Origin of the sequence: Methanobacterium sp. BAmetb5 (assembly GCF_003491305.1) — an archaeon.
In the GTDB taxonomy this organism is placed as follows: domain Archaea; phylum Methanobacteriota; class Methanobacteria; order Methanobacteriales; family Methanobacteriaceae; genus Methanobacterium.
This window is the reverse complement of the sequence record NZ_CP022706.1, coordinates 1,060,001-1,080,000: the sequence shown is the minus strand read 5'-3', so window position 1 is coordinate 1,080,000 and position 20,000 is coordinate 1,060,001. Positions and strand designations below refer to the sequence as shown.

General features: G+C 41.7%; 21 protein-coding genes (2 of these 21 running past the window's edge). 9 read left to right on the top strand and 12 right to left on the bottom strand.

The window, feature by feature from the left end:
• Positions 1–821, bottom strand: the 5' portion of a protein-coding gene (locus CIT02_RS05230) for an Nre family DNA repair protein (protein WP_292614674.1). 343 nt of this gene lie to the left of the window's left edge; 821 of the gene's 1,164 nt are visible here — the first part of the coding sequence; it begins with the start codon at positions 819–821; its stop codon lies off the left edge, out of view.
• Between the two features lie 363 nt (positions 822–1,184).
• Here CIT02_RS05230 and CIT02_RS05225 point away from each other — a divergent pair, with 363 nt between their 5' ends.
• Positions 1,185–2,015 carry a HEAT repeat domain-containing protein gene (locus CIT02_RS05225; protein ID WP_292614672.1) on the top strand — a complete coding sequence of 277 codons (831 nt, stop codon included), beginning with the start codon at positions 1,185–1,187 and terminating at the stop codon, positions 2,013–2,015.
• Between the two features lie 10 nt (positions 2,016–2,025).
• Here the strand turns inward: CIT02_RS05225 and CIT02_RS05220 are convergent, their stop codons facing one another.
• The 5 genes from CIT02_RS05220 to guaA form a co-directional block, all read right to left on the bottom strand.
• On the bottom strand, positions 2,026–2,667 hold the full coding sequence (locus tag CIT02_RS05220) for a bifunctional 2-polyprenyl-6-hydroxyphenol methylase/3-demethylubiquinol 3-O-methyltransferase UbiG (RefSeq protein WP_292614670.1): 642 nt from the start codon (positions 2,665–2,667) through the stop codon (positions 2,026–2,028).
• Between the two features lie 92 nt (positions 2,668–2,759).
• Positions 2,760–4,454, bottom strand: coding sequence for a histidine kinase dimerization/phosphoacceptor domain -containing protein (locus CIT02_RS05215; RefSeq protein ID WP_292614668.1), 1,695 nt, complete (start codon positions 4,452–4,454; stop codon positions 2,760–2,762).
• A 304-nt stretch (positions 4,455–4,758) separates the two neighbouring features.
• On the bottom strand, positions 4,759–5,676 hold the full coding sequence (locus CIT02_RS05210; RefSeq protein ID WP_292614666.1) for a P-II family nitrogen regulator: 918 nt from the start codon (positions 5,674–5,676) through the stop codon (positions 4,759–4,761).
• Positions 5,677–5,821: 145 nt separating this feature from the next.
• Complete coding sequence (locus CIT02_RS05205; protein WP_292614665.1) at positions 5,822–6,289, bottom strand: GTP-binding protein; 468 nt, start codon at positions 6,287–6,289, stop codon at positions 5,822–5,824.
• A gap of 164 nt (positions 6,290–6,453) precedes the next feature.
• Complete coding sequence (gene guaA / locus CIT02_RS05200; protein ID WP_292614663.1) at positions 6,454–7,380, bottom strand: glutamine-hydrolyzing GMP synthase; 927 nt, start codon at positions 7,378–7,380, stop codon at positions 6,454–6,456.
• A 307-nt stretch (positions 7,381–7,687) separates the two neighbouring features.
• On the opposite strand from guaA, the gene CIT02_RS05195 reads away from it, so the two are divergent.
• On the top strand, positions 7,688–9,433 hold the full coding sequence (locus tag CIT02_RS05195; protein ID WP_292614662.1) for a hypothetical protein: 1,746 nt from the start codon (positions 7,688–7,690) through the stop codon (positions 9,431–9,433).
• A 58-nt stretch (positions 9,434–9,491) separates the two neighbouring features.
• Here the strand turns inward: CIT02_RS05195 and CIT02_RS05190 are convergent, their stop codons facing one another.
• Positions 9,492–10,058, bottom strand: a complete 567-nt coding sequence (locus CIT02_RS05190) for a GMP synthase subunit A (protein WP_292614660.1) — start codon at positions 10,056–10,058, stop codon at positions 9,492–9,494.
• Between the two features lie 166 nt (positions 10,059–10,224).
• On the opposite strand from CIT02_RS05190, the gene CIT02_RS05185 reads away from it, so the two are divergent.
• The 3 genes from CIT02_RS05185 to CIT02_RS05175 all read left to right on the top strand — a co-directional run bounded on the left by CIT02_RS05185 (position 10,225) and on the right by CIT02_RS05175 (position 11,626).
• Positions 10,225–10,365, top strand: a complete 141-nt coding sequence (locus tag CIT02_RS05185; RefSeq protein ID WP_004030295.1) for a hypothetical protein — start codon at positions 10,225–10,227, stop codon at positions 10,363–10,365.
• 112 nt (positions 10,366–10,477) lie between these two features.
• Positions 10,478–10,942, top strand: coding sequence for a DUF2124 domain-containing protein (locus CIT02_RS05180; RefSeq protein ID WP_292614656.1), 465 nt, complete (start codon positions 10,478–10,480; stop codon positions 10,940–10,942).
• Positions 10,943–11,011: 69 nt separating this feature from the next.
• A complete protein-coding gene (locus tag CIT02_RS05175) occupies positions 11,012–11,626 on the top strand; it encodes a DUF447 domain-containing protein (protein ID WP_292614654.1) in 615 nt (204 codons plus the stop codon).
• 41 nt (positions 11,627–11,667) lie between these two features.
• Here the strand turns inward: CIT02_RS05175 and CIT02_RS05170 are convergent, their stop codons facing one another.
• The 5 genes from CIT02_RS05170 to CIT02_RS05150 form a co-directional block, all read right to left on the bottom strand.
• Complete coding sequence (locus tag CIT02_RS05170; RefSeq protein WP_292614652.1) at positions 11,668–12,546, bottom strand: MBL fold metallo-hydrolase; 879 nt, start codon at positions 12,544–12,546, stop codon at positions 11,668–11,670.
• Between the two features lie 115 nt (positions 12,547–12,661).
• Positions 12,662–14,272, bottom strand: a complete 1,611-nt coding sequence (gene ade, locus CIT02_RS05165) for an adenine deaminase (protein WP_292614640.1) — start codon at positions 14,270–14,272, stop codon at positions 12,662–12,664.
• A gap of 137 nt (positions 14,273–14,409) precedes the next feature.
• Complete coding sequence (locus CIT02_RS05160; protein ID WP_292614638.1) at positions 14,410–15,639, bottom strand: TIGR00300 family protein; 1,230 nt, start codon at positions 15,637–15,639, stop codon at positions 14,410–14,412.
• A 222-nt stretch (positions 15,640–15,861) separates the two neighbouring features.
• Positions 15,862–16,737: an agmatinase gene (speB, locus tag CIT02_RS05155; RefSeq protein WP_292614636.1), complete on the bottom strand. Its 876-nt coding sequence runs from the start codon at positions 16,735–16,737 to the stop codon at positions 15,862–15,864.
• A gap of 148 nt (positions 16,738–16,885) precedes the next feature.
• Positions 16,886–17,278 (bottom strand): translation initiation factor IF-5A, encoded by a 393-nt coding sequence (locus CIT02_RS05150; protein WP_292614635.1) that lies wholly within the window; start codon positions 17,276–17,278, stop codon positions 16,886–16,888.
• 221 nt (positions 17,279–17,499) lie between these two features.
• Between CIT02_RS05150 and CIT02_RS05145 the strand changes: the two genes are divergently transcribed.
• From CIT02_RS05145 to cfbE, 4 genes are all read left to right on the top strand, one after another.
• On the top strand, positions 17,500–17,943 hold the full coding sequence (locus CIT02_RS05145; protein WP_292614633.1) for a pyruvoyl-dependent arginine decarboxylase: 444 nt from the start codon (positions 17,500–17,502) through the stop codon (positions 17,941–17,943).
• Between the two features lie 137 nt (positions 17,944–18,080).
• On the top strand, positions 18,081–18,920 hold the full coding sequence (locus tag CIT02_RS05140; RefSeq protein ID WP_292614632.1) for a bifunctional fructose-bisphosphatase/inositol-phosphate phosphatase: 840 nt from the start codon (positions 18,081–18,083) through the stop codon (positions 18,918–18,920).
• Complete coding sequence (locus tag CIT02_RS05135) at positions 18,921–19,757, top strand: NAD(+) kinase (protein ID WP_048071803.1); 837 nt, start codon at positions 18,921–18,923, stop codon at positions 19,755–19,757. It begins immediately after the preceding gene.
• Between the two features lie 36 nt (positions 19,758–19,793).
• Positions 19,794–20,000, top strand: the beginning of a protein-coding gene (cfbE, locus tag CIT02_RS05130) for a coenzyme F430 synthase (protein ID WP_292614628.1). The gene runs 1,176 nt beyond the window's last position; only the first 207 of its 1,383 coding nucleotides appear in the window; its start codon is at positions 19,794–19,796; the stop codon falls past the right edge of the window.

The window sequence follows — 20,000 nt, the reverse complement described above, 5'->3', positions numbered from 1 at the left end:
TAATCTGAGAAAATAAGTTTTTCCTGTCCTAAAACTTTTAAAAAGGCTTCCATCCATTCGTACTGCCAGGGTGAAGGTAATAGGAGTACAGCATAATAGTTCTGAAGGCTCTGGAACTCGTAAACCCGGTGAACATCCAGCGGGTCAAAGTGTTTCACTTCTTTAAGCAGCTGGTCCGCAATGGTGCTATCACAGGCAGTTATGGACCAGCGGGTGGGAACCAGGCGGCGGCGCTTATCCACACCCATGGTACCCACAGAAAAGGCCTTCTGCATGTGGGAGAAGGGCACATCTTTACTGTGCAGGTCCATAATGGCATCTCGAGCCCGTAGATCAGTATCGTAGTACACCTTTTCCAGTTCCCGGTCCCAGCGCACATTATCAATATCAAATTTTTCTAAAATGGCACTGGGTCCATGGGGGGCCTGGTATTCGCTGAAAGAAACTCCTCTTGGCTTTTTCCAGAACTCTGCTTCACTATCAATGGAGCCAGAGGCCAGAGAGATCTCCTGGAGTTTTTCCACCATCTGGTTGTCCAGATCAGTGATTCCAATCAGCTTCTTACCCCGAACCAGGCTCATACGGTAGGAGATGATATCTTCCTGGCTTTTTGACCCAGGGATCCAGGCTTCCGGGGTGTCCATAATGGCGGTATCTCCTGATACTGGGGATATCATGGGTCCAGCGTACACTTTAGGATAATTCCAACTGCCAATGAATACTGAAGGGGGTGTACTGCCCTCTAATTCTTTACCCACCTCCACGGAGGGTATTTGAAATTTTGAGGTCAATTTTTTGAGGTAAGCTTTCTTACCCATCATGGGTTTAAGTATCTCCTTTATTTTAAAAAGATTTTAGCCAGCAAATGAGAACTAATCATAAAAAAATTGAATAAGCCCCAATTCCGGATGATTCTCATCTCCTACTGGGGGAGTTCTTTTATTTTGTATATTATTTATTCCATTTATATTTTTACCAAACCTATTATACGGGCCTTATTCATAGTTTAACCAGTTTTATGAAGGTAAATTAACGCACTACCTTCAATTGTAAGCAGGAGTTGAATTCTAAAAACATGTAGCATTTTATGTAATTTCCTGATAAATTTAGTTAAAAATTATTAACCTAACCGATACATACTTCCCTTCAGGTTTTATCTGGAATTTGAGGTAGGTAATGGTTACATGAATTTTGAAGAAAAAAAGAGAAAGAATAGAAGAAAGAGAGGTCAGATATCTACAGAAGACATCTCTCCCTATGTTGATCTTCCTTTTAAAGGGTTAGTTGAAATGTTACAGGGAACTGATCCCCAGCAAAGAACTATTGCTGCGGTTATACTGGGAGATCTTGGGGATGAAAGGGGAATTCTGCCTCTTTGCTCTGCTTTGACCACTGAAAAATCTCTTTATTCCAGAATAGCAATTTCAGAGGCTTTATCTAAAATAGGTGAACCTTCTGTAGTGTATTTAATAGAACTTCTCGGTGGAATTGGTAAAAATCAGGAAATCATGCTCCCTGACCATTATTTTAGGAAAAAAAGTTTTCCATTGGTGAGGGATATGGCGGGAAGAACCATGGTCCTGATAGGAAAACCAGCAACCCCATATTTAATAGATTTTCTGGAAAGTAGTGATGAATTTAAAGTTCAACAGGCCATTGATGTAGTAGGTGCAATTGCCGCCAAAACAGGTGACAGGAGAGCTTTAAATGCATTACTCACCCATATGGAAAGGGAAACACGTGACTATGATGGTAGTGACGGGGTAACTTTGTGGAAGATCATCCGGGCTTTAAGTGGCTTTACAAAAAGTAAGAAAGCAGTTGATCCTCTGCTGGAAATACTGGAAAGTGACTATCCTCCTCCCATTATATGGGAAACCCTGCGAAGTTTAGGTCAGATCAGGATTACCACCCCTCAAGTCAGGGAACGGGTTGGAAGTTTCATAAATAATGAACAACCGGAAGTAAGGGTCGCCGCAGAAAACGCCTTGAAACTATTGGGATTCGCACCATAATGTGTCGTCTTCAAGGATTTTTTTGACCAATATAATAAAACCCATTGGATTCATGACCATTCATGGTCTTAAAAACGGTTTTTTCCCGGTATAGATTGTTATAATTTTCAGTTAGTTTTAAAATGTGTTCCAAAGTATGGTGTCTTAAAACTGCCCCTTCCGGAAGTTCAAAAATTCCATAGATTCCATATTTATTTTCATATTTCCTATAACGCTGCAGGTTTCTCTCGTCATGGTTCAAGAGAAAATCACTGATGTACAGTATACCTTTATCCTTTAAAACTCGGGTAATCTCTGAAATTATGTTTTCCTGTTTCTGGCTGTGGATGTTACTGGTCAAGACTCCAATGAGGAGTGCAGCATCAAAAGATTTATCGGAAAAGGGCAGGTCATCCCCCTCATTCTTAAGGAGGTTCAGGTAGGGGTGCAACTTTAAACCTCTTTTTATCATTTTTCCCGAGAAATCCACTCCAGTTAAATTATTAAAACCATTTTTATGGAGTTTTTCTAAAGTTCTACCGTAACCACAGCCCACATCCAATATACTCCTTTCAAAGGGAGTGTGCCTTTTAAACTCCTTCAATAAAAAGGGGGTGGGAAATTCTTTCTCCTCGGCAACACCATCCCAGTATCTTTCCTGATGAGAATCCATTTCATTATCCAGTGTAACACCTTCCTGTGGGTTAAGTTAATAGGCAATGATCTAATGTAAAATTAAGGTACTATCTAAATGGGCAGTTTAATTTAAAACCTTTTTTTATAATCCAATTCCTTGAACTTAAGGGTGAAAATGGTTCCATTATCCTTTTGTAACTCCAACTGGCCATCTAATTGTTTGGCCAAGTTTTTTATGAGTTGAAATCCTAGAGTTTCTGCCTTTTCAAATTCAACATTATCCGGGATTCCCACACCATCGTCACTTATTCGTAGGGTGAACTCATCACCTTCCCGTTGTAGTGCGACTTTTATCTCTCCTTTCCGGTTGTTAGGGAAGGCATGGACAACTGAATTAGCCACAATTTCGTTAACCAGAAGCCCCAATGGGATGGCAGTTTCCATTTCCATTTTAACATCCTCCACATTAAACGTAAGTTTCACCCTGCGGGGATCTCCTATGTGGAAGGTTAATAGTTCCTTGGTAATGTTGCGGAGATAATCGTGCAGATTGATGTGTGTAAAATTCTGGGAACTGTAAATCTCTTCATGAATTAGGGCCATGGTTTTAACCCGGTTTTGACTGCTTTCAAAAATTTTAAGGTCCCTATCATCTTTAATATGTTGACTCTGCAGGCTAAGAAGGCTGGATATGATTTGCATGTTATTTTTAACCCGGTGGTGCAGTTCACGCAGAAGAAGTTCTTTCTCTTGTAGTGATGTTCTCAAATTCTCTTCAGCAACCTTCACCGAGTCTATATTGGTCATACTGAACACCACTCCTTGATACTGGCCTCTTTCATCAAATAAAGGGTTTCCTAAGGATTCAACCCACAAATAATGTCCATCGGCATGTTTGAATCGGTGCTGAACTCCTCCCGGTAGATAAGAGACCGTGGATTCCATGAAGGTGGAACTGACCTTGATTTGATCCTGGGGATGGGTTAAGTTGATGAGTTTAAATACACTTTCACCCAGGATTTCCCGGGGTTCATAACCCAGAACAGTTTTTATGGAAGGGCTGATATACTGGAAAGTTCCTCCAGCGTCAATTTGCCCTACTACGTTCAGCATATTGTCGGTGACCAGACTTAACAGTTTTTCCCTTTTTTTAACTTCTTTTTCGGCAATTTTATTCTGTAAAACCGCGGAAAATATGTTAAGTATGGTTTCCACCGTGCTGATGTTCAGGGGTTTACCCCCTTTTTTGGTAACTATAATCACACTACCAAAAAGCTGCCCTTTAAATGAAAATCCCATCACATAAGTTTTATCAACACCAAAGGCCTCTTCAATCAGTTTGTATTTTTCACGAGATAGTCTTCCCCCACTGATGTAGTAAAGACCCTCATCTAACTGCTTTAATTTACCGCTGGACATGAAATTTTTGGATTTTTCATCCAGAGTATCTTGGGGAAGGTTAAAATCCTTTGTTTTGACTCCGATTAATGTTGTGGCCAGTTCTAACATTCTAGGGGTGATTCCGATCATATCCAGGACTTTTAAACTTTCAGATTGTTCATCGTAAGTAGAAATAATAATGTATGCATCTTTTACCAGTTCCTGAAGTTTTTCCCGGACAAAATCATAAATATCCTCCACGGTGGTCAGGCTCAGCAGTTCCACTAACAGGGGGGATAAAAATTTCAATGCATCCTGAAAGGGTTTATTTTCAGGTTTCATCAAATTAAAATCAGCCATATGGCCTTCTAATTCAGAATAAAGTTTTCTATGTTTTTTTATTTCAGTAACCAATTGTTTTTCAGATTTTTCTTCATCATTCATGGTGGTCATTCCAGGCATGAATTAATAAAAATCTATAATAATTTTATGGACACTGAATATTATAATTATTCATTCAAAAACATGGCCGGGTAAAAAATTCAAAGATCACAACAAGAATAGTTTATCTTGGGCTCGTATTTAAACCCATGAATAAGAAAAATATGGTCTTAAAATAAGTTAATAAAAAAATAAGCAGGAATAAAATAAAATCAGAAATAAATCAATTCGATAAATAATCCTATCATGAATTTTAGATTGTAATGGATTATAAGTCGGTTATTAAAGTCTGTTAACCCCTATCTATTTAGTCAATTGCATTTTCTCCTTTTTCAGTTGTCCTGATCCTTATGATATCCTCTACCGGTGATATGAATAATTTTTCACTTATGTCCTCTGTTTTAACGGATTCAAGGGCCTTAATCACATATTCAATTTCCTCTTTTTTCGTAATCATCATTATCTCTATTTTGGGAGGTAACTGGAGCTCATAACTACTGCCCCGGTAAGTTTCAGTCTTTTCTTCCTGGTATTTTTGATACTTGATATCGATGAGGGTCAGGTTAGAGAATCCGAATTTTGCCAGGGACTCTTTAACATTGTCCAGTTCAACGGGATGAAAAAAGAATCTTAATTTGCAGAATTCTGTTTCCGGTGTGGGTGGGGTTTCTGGTGTATCGTTATTTTCTGGTGTTTGGTTGTTTTTTGGTGTTTGGTTGTTTTCGCTTGGATCGTATTCCTTTTCATGATTGTCAATTAATTTCAACAACATTTTAAGGCCGTCATTTATCCCGATTCCATCCGGGGCAATGGTGGGAATAATCAAAACACCTTCCACGTGGGTGTCCATTTCAAATTTGCTAAAATCATCCCGGTTGGCGAATAAAACGTGAGGTATGTCTTCCCCTGCAATTAAGTCAATTATTTCCAGATCTGTTTCAAAAATACCAATGCTGGTTTCTATGAAAAGGATAACTCCGTCCACATCTCTAGATAAAACTTGTTTTAGGGACATGAATTCTGGATAGTCTGGGGGGTTGAACAGATAATTTTTTCCACCATCAATCAGGAGTCTCCTATAATTAAAAAGGGATAAATCAATGTCACTATCCTGAAAAGTTATATCCTTGAAATATTCCATCAAATTTCCAGAATGTGCTTTGTTAGAATTGTAATTACTCAAAATAACAATTTTTCTCCCATTTATTGCGGATTCATTTTCCAATTTAAGTCACCTTACCTGATGATAATTACACGAAAATAGGTAAGTTTCTAACGCTATTTCTAATATTATGATGTTTTAATTGATTTAGTCCTCGTTTATCAATATGGGGATTAAACAAAGGAAAAATCAAAGTAATTCCTTATTTTCAGTAGCTAATGGTAGGGATCTTAACTGGTTCACTTTCCATCAGCTTTAACAACCTGTTTAAACCCTCTAAAACCCCTTTACCGGATATTGCCTCAGTGGGCAGTATATAAATGTCAGGATAATTGATGTACAGGGGACTGTTGTTTAAATCTTGTTTGTTGGCAAATATGAGATAAGGAACACCCTTATCTTCCACAAAATCTATCATCTCTTCACAGCTGGAGGTAACTCCCTGGGTATTGTCAATAATTATAATAGCTCCGTCCATATTTTTAGATAAGATGTCTTTCATGAAACGGAATCTCCCTGCACTGGATGGACTGAATATTTGGAGCTTTTTATGGTTTATAATACTTTTTCCATAACTTGCAGCCTCAGTTTCTACCAGATTATTGCAGATATGTTTCAGGGCGGTCCTTTTACCCGCATCTGAGTCTCCTAACACTAAAATTTTTTTGGTTTCCATAACATCACCTAAGGAATACGGAAGCATACTTCCGATCAAATGTTTGGTATCTTAACTTATAAACTTATCTGGGCGTTGGTCCCGGTATGGATAAAAATAATAAAAAGAACCCTGAAAAATCAAAAGGGGTTTTATTGGGTCAAAATAAGTTTTTATATGGATAATTAAGCTAATTCAATGGTGCTTGGAGGTTTATCACTCACTGAAAGGGATACGTGGGTTACTTCTGAGATTTCGGCTGTGATCCTCCGTGAGATTGTTTTCACCATATTCCAGGGAAGTTCCGGAACATCTGCAGTCATGGCATCCAGAGATTCAACCATTCGCAAAACTACCAGGTATCCGTAATCCCGGATATCTCCCTTAACCCCGGTAACTTTAGTGTTGGTTAAAACTGCAAAATACTGCCACAGGGTCTTATCCAGGCCTTCTTTCTGTACTTCTTCTTCTACTATGGCATTGGCCTGGCGGCATATCCTGATTTTGTCCTTAGTTAATTCCCCGGCGACACGCACGGCCAGTCCCGGACCAGGGTAGGGTTGTCGGTTAACCATTTCGGTGGGTAAACCTATTTCCGCCCCCACAATCCTCACTTCATCTTTGTAGAGTTCTCTTATTGGTTCCACAAGTTCCAGTACCATTCCGTGGGGCAGGGCAACATTGTGATGGGACTTGATATTTCCCTCACTCTCGATCCAGTCTGGGGCTATGGTTCCCTGTACCAGGAACTTGGCACCCACCTTCTCTGCTTCCCTTTCAAAGACCCGGATGAAAACTTCCCCAATGATCTTCCTCTTTTCTTCAGGATCCTTCACTCCCTGGAGTTTACCCAAAAATTCTTCACTGGCATCGATATATTTGAGGTTTAACCGGTCATGAAAAGTATTTTGAACGTAATCTGCTTCACCTTCCCGTAATAATCCATGATCTACAAAAACGGCGGTTAAATTCTCTCCAATGGCCTTTGAAACCAGAACAGATGCTACTGAGCTGTCCACACCACCGGAAAGGGCGATTATTGCCTTTTCATCTTTGATAGTTTTTTTAATTTCCTCTATAGATTCTTTAATGAAAGAAGACGGATCTAACATTTTTTCACCTTAAACTTATAAATAATGTCTTTCCTTACTAATGAAGTTCATTAAACTACAATTACAATTCCAATAATTGCAGTCTCCAGTATATTTAGATAGTGATTATTTTCTTAGATAGTGATTATTTCCTATCTCATTTTCGTGTTTTATGTATATGTGTTCGGGATATTTAATATCATTTTGAACTTTGAAGTTAAACAACTAACCTTGATCTTTTAAAATTCTATTTCATTTATTTTTTTAAAGTACTGGTGGTAGGCATGAACTGTAAAAATAATAAATCCCATATAAGTTAATGGGGTAGATGGAAATTGCCATCTTTACACCCGTAAGTTTGATAGTTATGACACTTGAAGATGGGAAGGGAGAACAGATCCTGGCGATAATTTTTGTTTTTCTTTTATTCAGCATTAACCTCCTGGTCTTCCAGTACACCGTGGATATCAGGGAACCCTGGCATGGTGAACTTTCCTCTGGCCACCACCAGTGGCTGAGTGGAAGTACCCTTAAGTTCGCCAAGAACTGGTACCGTGATGGCCCCCTTAACTTGGGATTTACCCTGCTGGAAAATCCATCATCTATAGAATTTCCGGACACCCTCAGCAGACAACCCTACGTCAACTATCTGCCGGGATGTATCATACCTCTGTACGTCATCGGTGAATTAACCGCCACCGAACCAGATGCCGCATTATTAATGGACTATAATCTTCTAAACCACTTTTTAATCGCCTTTTTCCTGTCAATTCTTATCTTCATTTTCCTAAGACAGATAAAAATTGATCCAGTGAATTCTTTCCTTTTTGCCACTGTGCCCATATTTATGGAATTATTACTCCCTGGACCGTTATACTGGCATCAAAATGTATTCTTTGCTGATCAGGCCGTTATTTTACCATTTGTTGCGTACATTCTACTGGAAATAATCCAAGATAGCTATAACGGGAAATATTCCCGATTTTTAGGAGTAACCCAGAACCTCATCCTATTCTATGGATTTTTAACCGATTGGTTATTTGTTTTAATTGCCCTAACTGTGTATCTTAAGCGTATTCTTGAGGGTAAAATCTGTTTCAGCCGGGAAAACCTTGCCCATTCCCTGAAGGACAACCTTAAGTTCTGGATAGTTCCCTTCATTGCTCTTGCATTCTTCGTCATCCAGGTTTACTCATGGGGTTTAACGGGCACCGTGCTCAGCAAGGTATTATTCAGAGTCGGAATCTCATCTGATAGTTCGGCTACAGTTAACAATGGGTTAATTTCATTCTATCAGTATATTACATCAGGATACGGAGAAATAGGATTTTATGCTCTGTGTTTTTCCTTAATTACCATGACTTTCCTTTTTTTATATGTTTTAAGGGAGAGATTCATTACCCAGAATACAGATTTCAGAATTAAAAAAATAGCTGCCCTCATGGCCATGCTATTTTTGCCCAGTATTTTACAGTTAATTCTCTTTAAAAACCATACTCTGCTCCATGATTTCTCCGTACTTAAATTATCAGTGCCTTTAGCCACCATACCCTTTGTACTGGCACCAGTTTCCTGGTACCTTCTGGTTAAAAATCACATTATTAAAAATCACCTAAAAATTTCTCTAACCTTTAAAGGGAGATTGTTAGGAAAAATGAACGTGAATAAACTCCTGAAACTTGATTTAATTCTCCTGGTGATTTTCCTGGTGGGTACCGCTTCTGCCAGTTTTTATCTGGCTAACGAGCACCCCCACTATCGGGAATTATTCCCCCTAGGTAATTCGGATTACGCGGTGTTGGGAACATCAATCCAGAAAAATACCCAGTATTCAGACCTTGTATTTTCTCCAAATTTTGAAATCCCCATCAATCCACCCCAGCAACTCTCCTATTCCATGAAAAGAGTGTATAAAATTAAATCACTGGATGAAATTGGAAATTACACCCAGGGGCTCTCGGGTTATCACGTGGTCATTATGTTCATTGGCCCTCCCTCCCCACAATGGGCAGAAATACTGGCAAATTATCCCCGGATACAGGATGGAAATTACTATTATTACCGGTTAAATTAGTTAGTTAAAAAAAGTATTAATCCCGGTTAAATTTATTTAAAAAAATTAGAATTTGATGTTATTCCTGGGAGTACTCTTTACAGACTTTGTAGAAGTTCTCAAATACCTTAGGCCCTTCTGGGGTGTGGTACACTTCCGGGTGGAATTGTATGCCATACAATGGTTTATCTTGGTGTTTCATGGCTTCAATCTGGCAGATGGATGAGGAAGCCAGGAGATTGAATTCTGGTGGAAGCTTGCATACTTCATCCTTATGGGAAGCCCAGACCTCCATTTGGGGTCCCAGACCTTTAAAGATGTCATCTTCATCCAGTATGTCAATCTGTATCTGGGCGTAACTTTCCGATCCTGCCGAGCCTATCTCTCCACCGTAGGCCTGGGCCATAACCTGATGACCGAGACAAATACCCAGAACAGGATAATCCAGTTCTTTAATGTATTGTGTACTGTTACCGGACCTCTCCACTGAGGGTCCACCTCCCAGAATCAGGCCCAATGGTTCTTTAGCTTCAATCTCTTCCAGGGTGGTGGTGTTGGGCACCAGTTCCGATGGAATCTTCAGGTAGTGCAGAGTGCGGTGTATCCGGTGATTGTACTGTCCATGATTGTTAATCACTAATATCATTTCCATTATCCCCTTATTCGTCTTTAAAAATCATTTACTGTGTATTAAATATATCTTTATTCCTATCTTAATCTCGAAAAAAACTGTATAATTGGTAATAAGTAATTACCCGGCCGTTAATTCAATATGAAAATATTTTTATGTTAAAATGGTAATATAGAAGAATATGGAACTTCGAGACATTTTACTCATACTGGTGGCCTTAGTGCTGGCAGTGGTTTTCTTCTATGTATTCATATGGTTACTTCCGGTTATAATTATACTGGTGATAGCCTATATCATATATATATTTTTAAAGGGATCCTAAGATTTAATGAACATTCCTCTTGGGTGTTCGTTTTGTTTTAGAATTCCCCTACTTTAAGCTTTTTATTAATTTTTTAAGATTCCACATATTGTTTTTAGATTATGGTGATTTAATGATGGAAACAGAAAAGTTCAGAGGATTAAATGGAAACCTGATGGCTTTCAAAAAAGAAGTAGAACACGCAGACAAAGTTACTTTTGCCGGAATTCCCGGTGTTTGTAGTCCCTTTGCCGAACTCTTTGCCTATGTAATCAGGGATAAAGAATCAGTATTTGTACCTAAAACTGATCTGGATTCTGCCCGTAAAATAGAACGTACATCACTGGGCATGCAGTTTACAGAAGAAGCAGATCCCCGCAGCAGTGTGGTGGCCCTTCTGGGTGGACTTTCCATGCCTCAGTACGAGGTTGATGTGGCTGATGTGCAGAAGATGCTTGACGACATATTGCTACCCGGTGGAAAGGTCCTGGGCCTGTGTTACATGAACATGTTCGAAAACGCAGGTTGGGATGCTAAAATCGATTTTGACTGTATAATCAACGGTATTTTAACTGGGGAGATTTATAAAAAAGAATAAATCAGCCGGAATGACTTCATTGGGAATTGTTTTTTAAAAAATAGCTGGTTTAAAAACTAGGGTGAAACCATGTTGGACCTGTATTCTTTGGGTATGGAACGTGGTCTTCTGTATGAGACCATTGTCACCACCCGAAACCCGGATGGAACTTCAAACGCTGCACCTATAGGTGTTATCTGTAAAGATGCCCGTGAAGTGGTGGTTTACCTCCACGAGGGATCACAAACCTTTGATAATGTTAGGCGTGAGAAGAGTTTCGGTGTGAACATACTGCGGGATCCCATGGTCTTCGTGGAATCAACCATTGGAAACCTGGAAACCACAAAGTTCGAGCCATACCTGGATTTTTTCTCTATCAAAGGGGCAGAAGCCTTTTTTACAGTTCAGGTCACCCGTGAAAAGCTGGTTCAACGCCAGGATCACCTGGGAACTTCCACCATTAATGTGGTAACTGGCCGGGTAGGGGAACTGGTTAAAAACCAGGAACATGTCAATCCTTTGAACCGTGCTATTTACGGAATAATCGAGGCCCTTGTATACCTCAGCAGGATAGACATCGTTTCTGAAGAAGAAAGGAAAGAATATCTGGAGAAACTGGGTGAAACCTCACGGGTGGTGAACAAAGTAGGTTCCAAGGACCATAAAAAAGCTATGAAGAAGATTTTAGAATATTTAAGAGATTAAAATCCTTAAATCCGCCTTCTTTGATTTAATTATTAATAAAACTAAAAATAAAACTCTTTTCGCCTTGCTTCCAGTAAATACGGCTCTTTACCTAGAAGTTCCGATGCCACCATGATTTCACCTGTTGATTCTTCCCTAATCTCTTTTATAAAATCAAAACAGCGCAGATCCCTTAAAAGATGATGATCAACCACCACCCGAGGGATTTCCTGGCATATTTTTATCAAATTTTTCTGAGCACGCACTATATCCCTTTTTTCCAGGGCAAAACCCTCCAGATAAATAGGAGGGCCACTTAAAATTAGAGTATCTGGTTTTTCATCCAGTATAAGTTGTTTAGCACCTTCATAAATGGGGCCCTGCACATCAGAGGCATGCATAAGCTTTTTCCCGGCCCATTCAATGGTAGTGGTTATGACAAAGCCCAGACTGCTGCCCTCACCACCGTGGGGGAGGGGATCAGAAAATTTAAACAGGGTGTCTCCTACCTGGAATGAATTACCATCGGCATAGTGAATATCCCTGGTTCCCAAACGCTTTAAATTCTTTAAAAAAAGTCGAGCCCGGCTTTGTTGGCTTTTATTAATCTTTTCGGTGGGGTGCTTTATGAACAGCTTCTTGTCCTGGTACATCTCCTCAGCGTAGCGGGGAGATGAGTCCAGATACCGCCCTAAACTGAAGGGAGTGAAATGGTCATGATGATAATGGCTTATAGTCAGGATGTCTGCCTTTGCAGCGTACTCCTGCACCCTGGCACGGGTTTCGTGCAGGGCATCGAATTCATCCTTCCACGGCGGAAATCCAAACCTTTTGGGGGCAATAGAAGTCCCGGGATCAATGAGTATCCTCTGATCCGTTTCAACGAAGGTGGCCATGGAGCGCACGCCCATACTTTCAAAGGCCAGGGGTATAACATCCATTTCAAACACCATTCTTCCCATAATAGTTCTGTGTGCCTATATTTCAGTATTAATCCGTATTTTGGTACTGATTATTTTTATCCCATAACTGGGAAATTATAAAAATTCACAGAATTCACTTTATAACATCCACAAACTGGAAACTTTCCCCATCAAATAAGCCCTGATCACTGATCTTGAGTTTAGGAATGACCAGGAGTGCCATAAAGGACAGGGTCATAAAGGGAGAAGACAGTTTACAGCCCATATACTTAGTAAATTCCTGTAACTGGTTCAACTGGGTAGCTACTTCCTCTGCACTCCGGGTGCTCATGAGGCCAGCAATGGGGAGTTTTAGGGAATGCACAGCACCCTCCCCCACGGCAACCAGTCCTCCCCGGTTCTTTTTAAGGGTGTTCACCGCAACTGCCATATCCCTGGTATTGGTACCAACCACGATTATGTTGTGGGAGTCATGGGCAACACTGGATGCTATTGCCCCATTTTTTAAACCAAAACCCTTCACAAAGGCATTGGAAATATTATTATTCCCGTATCGTTCCACCACTGCAATTGGGAGCACATCCTGTTCAATATCTCCTTGCAGGATGCCATCTACAGACTCCAGTGTGGCCTGGGATTTTTCAGTGAGAAGCTGACCTTCCATCACCTCAATAACCCTCACCGTGTTTTCACCATTTCCCGTGGATTGTATCTCAAAATCAGAGGGCATCATGGTCTTCAACTGGAAGGTATTTTCTCCAGTTAAGGGCTGGACATTGAAGAGGGCTTTACCTTCCCGGGCAACCAGTTCTCCCCTTATCATAACTTTTCTAACGTTGAATTTTTCCAGATCATCCACCACCACCAGATCCGCACTTTTACCGGGGGTTACGGAACCTGCATCCAGGTGGTAATGGGATGCAGGGTTCACGGTGACCATTTGAATGGCCTTCAGGGGGTCCATACCCAGCTCTAATGCCTTTTTAAGGGTCTGATCCAGATGTCCCTCCAGTAGATCCTGGGGGTGGCGGTCATCAGACACCAGGAAATCACCACCCACAGTCCACAGTTCTTCCAGGTTCTGGGCTGATGATCCTTCCCGGACCATTATCCTCATACCCAGCCTCTTTTTTTCCAGTGCTTCTTCCCGGAGACTGCACTCATGTTCAGTGGATATGCCACGAGCTACGTAGCTGCAGAGATCATCCCCTGAAAGCAGAGGTGCATGCCCATCAACTGGTTTGGAATGTTCATGGGCCAGGCGGATCTTCTCCAGAACAACCGGGTCTCCCCCTATAACTCCCGGGAAGTTCATCATCTCCCCCAGTGCCACCACATCATCCCTCTGGAGGAGATTATCAATCTCTTCAGGACCTAAAACCGCTCCAGAGGTTTCAAAAGGAGTGGCGGGTACGCAGGATGGTGCGGTGAAGAAGAATCGTAAAGGGACATTAGCCGCGTCCTGGATCATGTAGTTGACCCCGGCCAGCCCCTGGACATTGGCAATTTCATGGGGGTCAGCCACCACTGCCGTGGTTCCGTGGGGTACCACCATCTGGGCAAAACGGGAGGGAGTGAGCATGGAACTTTCAATATGGATGTGGGAATCGATGAACCCCGGGAGAATGTAGTTATCCAACTCCTCCTTAACTTCCCGGACACACTTTATCTTCCCCTCCTGAATTTCCACCTCGGCCGGGTAGATTTCCTCGGTAAAAAGGTTTACAAGATTTCCTTTAAGCATAAAATCCCTCTGGACTGATTTAAGTGGTAATATTCAATTACTGAAATAATTTAATTATGGGAATTAATTCCCACCGGGAACAGCTTGATAAAAAAAATTAATCCCCCCAAATGGGAGTAGATAACAGTTTTCGTTATCTAATCTCCTGATACGTGGTTGATTTCATGATAAAGCATGGGTAAGAAAGCCCCTACATCGGTAACAATACCAAGTACCTGGGCACTGCCACGGTCACTTAGTTTGGTAACTGTTGCCGGGTTTATATCCACACAGATACTCTTAACCTGGGAGGGGAGGATGTTACCCACGGCTATGGAGTGAAGCATGGTGGCAATCATGATCACCATATCCACACCTTGCACATACTTCCTCATCTCATCCTGGGCCTCAATAACATCAGTTATAACATCGGGGAGAGGTCCATCATCCCTTATGGATCCAGCCAGTACAAAGGGAACATCATTGGTAACGCATTCGTACATAACTCCCTTTTTAAGCACACCCTTCTCCACGGCTTCCTGTATGGAGCCGGCCTGGTTTATCTGGTTAATGGCGTAAATGTGGTGACGGTGGCCCCGGGCCACAGCTTCCCCACTCTTCACACATATCCCCAGTGATGTTCCGTATAGTGCACTCTCAATATCATGGGTGGCCAGGGCATTACCGGCAAAGACCACGTCCACCAGGCCTTCCTTGATCATACGAGCCAGCACCGGGCCAGAGCCAGTGTGGATAATGGCTGGTCCACCAACCACGGCGATCTTACCCCCACGGCTTTTCACTTCCCGTACTTCTTGAGCAATACTTTTAATGAGGGTTTGTAATGGTTTTTCCGAGGAAGCACCACTTCCCATGAATTCAAACACTCCCTTCTTACCCCTGGGCCTCTGGGGGGCCATGACCTTAATTCCTTCACGGCCAACCACCACCAGGTCTCCTTTTTTGATTTGACCAATGGGTTTGATGATGGCTTTAGGTATTTCCGGATCCACCACAATCATACAATCCATTTCAATATTTTCCACAGGTATCCACTCCTTCTGGAAGCGAATATAGGTGGGATGGTTGGTAGTGGAATAAAAATCAGCAGGCAGGGTTTTATCCTTGGTGGCAGCTTCCAGTTTAACTTCACGGATCTCCACCACCATAGCCCCTATTTCGGCTAACTCATCTAAAATTTCGCCTAAAAGTGATTCGCTATCGGCAGAAACTTTGATCCGGGCCAGACTGGTGTCCTTTTTTCGTTTACCCACCTGGAATTCCAGTATTTGAAAGTCACCACCCATGTCCATGATGAGATCCAGGGCCCGGGGAAGGGTGAGTGAGTCGATAATATGTCCAGTAAGCTTAACTTCTCGGTTGTACATTTACAATCCTCCTATTTTCATCTAAACCCAAGGATCATTCTTATTATTTCAATCATTGGTGGAATATCCCTGGAAGCACGATTTTTTACCAGTGATCCTTATTGTAATTTTAACATTTCTAAATATTTGGGGGGATATCTATAAATATTTATATAATATCTGGAAAAAGACGAGATCAGGAAGAAATTAACTAACAAAGTGATTAAATGATTATGTTATGATTTATTGCAGGAATAAGAAATCTAAAATTGTTTTAGCGGCATTGATTGAGGTGCTATCTCCAACGGAGTTTGCGGAAACCTCGACCATATCCAGCCCCACAACTTCCTTTCCCTCCAGGGAGAAGATGAGCCTCTCCAGATCACTGGGCTTCAGTCCACCCGGTGCAGGGGTTCCCACACTGGGGGCATAAGCCGGGTCCAGAACATCTATATCCACCGTAACGTAGATAGGACCTTCTATCTGGCTGATGATTTTTTCCATCTTTTCCCGGTTTTCTTTTATATCCCGGGGTGTGTAATAATCTATCTCCTTATCCTGGGCAAATTGCCTCTCTTCAGGGGAGGCAGAACGTATTCCCATCTGGATTATGTGTCGGGGTTTCAGATCCTGTATCCGGTGCATAACTGTGGCGTGGGAAAACTTTTCTCCCATATAATCATCCCTCAGATCCATGTGGGCATCGAAATGGAGGATGGTAACATCCTGCAGGTCATCATAAGCCTTTAAAACTCCATAACTTATGCTGTGTTCCCCACCGATGGTTATAGGGGTAATTCCATCCTCTAAAAGGGATGATATTACTGATTCTAGGTTTGAACAGGTTTTCTGGAAGTTTCCAGGAACAGACTCCAGGTTTCCAATGTCCTGCACACCTTTCGGTAGACCTTTATCCAAAAATAGATTGTATCCTTCAAAGTTGTAGGAAGCTTCCCTTACAAAAAGAGGCCCGTAACGTGCCCCTGGCTGGTAGGTGGTAGTGCTATCAAAGGGCACTCCCAGTATGCCAAAAAGGGGTTTATCAGTTAAAGAAGAGGAGTAATCATCCTCTTCACGTGAAAAAGCAAATTTAAGAGGATTTTCTGTGTACAGATACATTTATCCAATCCTCATAAATCTTAAAAATAGTTTTTATTTAGGTATAAATCCAAGATTTCGGGTTATTATCAGTTCCTTGAGAAGTTTTGATTAGTTTTTCAGCCCCTAAAGTTCTGATTAACCTCTTCAATCCTTGGGATTTATTTATTTATCCTTTTATCCTCATGAGTTTCTTGTTGCCCATGGCCACGATGTAACCTACTTCTGCACCTTCGACCAGCTTGTCACGCAGGTCATCGGGTATAGGGACTTCAAAGGTTTCGTAGGTTTCCAGATCCATGAGCTGGACATCGCTACCCATTAAAGCCAGTACCTGGGCGGTTCTTTTATCTATTATAGGGACTTCTATCTTGGCATCCACTGGTTTTACCAGGTTTCTTTTCTGGTTATCAAAAACCCCTATGGCATCTACTCGGGCCTTTGCTGCCCCGTGTTTTCCAGGGGATGAAGTCTGAATATTCACAATCTTAGATGCTTCACCATCCAGTACCACATATTTACCTACTTTAAGCGTTTTAACTTCCACTACCTTAGTCGACATGCTATTTACCTCCGTAATATACGTATAAATCTTAGATCCCAGCGGGGGATCAATAATTTTTTTAGAACCTAGAAATAGAATCTATAATGATTAATATAAACTCTGCTTTCTAATAACTCTAGTTGCAGGGTATAAATATATTTATAGATACCACTCGCTGATATAGAAATGCCTATATTTTTTTCCCTATTTAAATTTTTAAGTGAATTACAAGTGATACCATGAAAGTTTCAATAACATCCGGAAAATCAGAAGGACCCACCAGACTAAACGCCTTTGACAACGCACTTTTAGACGCAGGGATCGGTGACGTGAACCTCATACCAGTATCCAGTATACTACCCCGAGACACAGAGATTGTAGAACTACCCCACATTGAAGAGGGTAAAATGGTGAACTGTGTTCTGTCCTGTATTCATTCGGACCAGCCCGGTGATCTATTAACTGCAGTAGTGGCTGTGGCCACCTCCGATGAATTTGGATGCGTGGTGGAACACTCCGGGGTTAACCAGGACCCAGAAACCCTCAAGGAGGAAGCAGAAGCCATGGTAAAGTACATGATGCAGGTGAGGGATCTGGACATCAGGGAAATTATCATAGCCCAGGAAAGTCATAAAGTAAAAAGCCAGGGAGTGGCTCTGGCTGCGGTGGTATACCTGGAATAACATAATTATAATTACATGGAAATGGCTTGAAATAACCACCACTACCTATCAACTGGCTACCAAGCGCTGGTAAAAGGGCCATTAATAAACCAATGGATTGAATAATTGAAATCAAGGTTTTATAGGAGGAGGATACTATGAAGAGAGAAGATCAGGAATTTTGGGATAGAGTATGCCAGGATTTAATTGAGGAATCTCAAAGGGCCATATCCCCTCTTATAGGATCCCCTGAGGGTGGGGAAATAGTGAAAATGGGGGCGGATGGAACACCTACCACTCACATTGATCTGGTGGCGGAGAACAAGGTAATGGAAGTTTTAAATAGAGTAGATAGGCCATTAACACTCATAAGCGAAGAAATTGGGGAAGTGAACATTGGTGAAGGGTCCCCTGAGGCCATACTGGTAGTAGACCCCCTGGATGGGACCAGTAACGCGGTGAAACAGATACCTGCCTACGGAATTTCCGTGGCCGTGGCACCTATAACTCCTGGAAGTAATGGTTCACTGACCATTGAAGACATCCAGATGGGAGTGGTTAAAAATTACGCTACAGATGATATCTACAAGGCCTCCAAGGGTGAAGGTGCCTTTTTAAATGGTGAAAAGGTGAGTCCCTCTGCTAAACAGGATTTATCCAGCATATCCATGGGTGCATATGTTTACAGAATGGACATGTCCAAGATCGAGGTGCTATGTAAAAGTGTCCGAAGAATGAGAATCCTGGGGGCCGTGGCCATAGAAATCTCCTACGTGGCCAATGGAACCTATGAAGCCTTTGTGGATGTTAGGGATAACCTCCGGGTGGTGGATGTTGCTGCCGCCAAGCTCATAGTAGAAGAAAGTGGCGGGGTGGTGACAGACTCCCATGGGAACACCCTTAACGGTAAATTAAACGTACTGGAGAAAACTTCCCTAATAGCTGCCTGTAATACGGAGATTCATGATGAAATAATGAAAATATGGGAGGGGATTTAATTGATCATGGGGTTGGTTGCTCGCAGTGATGTTCCCGGAGCAGTTACACTTGCTCTGGCTATTGCTGACTTTTTACTGGAAAAAAATGTGGATATTGTGTTGGACACCCCCCTGGCCCGGGAACTTACCCAGTACCAGGACCGGCAGTGTGATCTGGAGGATATGGAGGTGGATATGGTGGTGGCCATTGGAGGAGATGGAACCATCCTCCGTACTCAAAGTTTCATCAGCCACAAAAAAATTCCCTTAATAGGAATAAACATGGGAACAGTGGGGTTTTTAACAGAAATAGATCCTGAAAACGCATTTACCGCAATTGAAGAAGTTCTGGCGGGTAACTATTTTGTAGAAAGAAGAAACCAGCTCAGGGTATGGCACAACCGGGAACTACCCCCCGCCCTAAATGAAGTAGTGCTCATGACCCGCAAACCCGCTAAAATGCTCCACATCCAGATCAGCGTGGATGACGAGATAATGGAAGAACTCCGTGCGGATGGACTCATAATAGCCACACCCAGCGGGTCAACAGCATATTCCATGTCTGCGGGAGGTCCTATTATCGATCCCAAGGTCAAAGCCTTTATAATAGTCCCCATATGTCCCTTTAAACTGGGAGCGCGGCCTACAGTTGTTTCTGACGAGAGCATCATCAAGGTTAAGCTTCTCCGGGAAGGTAAAAAGGGGGTGGCAGTTATTGACGGTCAGTTTGAGGAAGAAATCAATTACATGGATGAAATTGTCTTCCGCAAATCAGATAACTGTGCCTATTTTGTGCGCCTAACCAAAGACTTCTACCGTAAAGTTCGGGAAAAGTTAATCCAGGGCGGAATCAGTTAGCAAACAAATTAAGGAATAATTTAAGGAATAAATTAAATGAAAGTACTTATAGTGGATATGACCCACGGTGGAATCACTCTGGCCCTTGAATTTTCTAAAAAGGAAAACTGTGAGGTTTTGGCCTGGGACATATACCATACCCTGCAGGAAGAGGATAGATCATCCCTGGAAAATAACCACATTCAACTGGTGGATGATTCCTTTTATGCAAATTCTGGGCAGGATAATTCTGAACTAATGGTA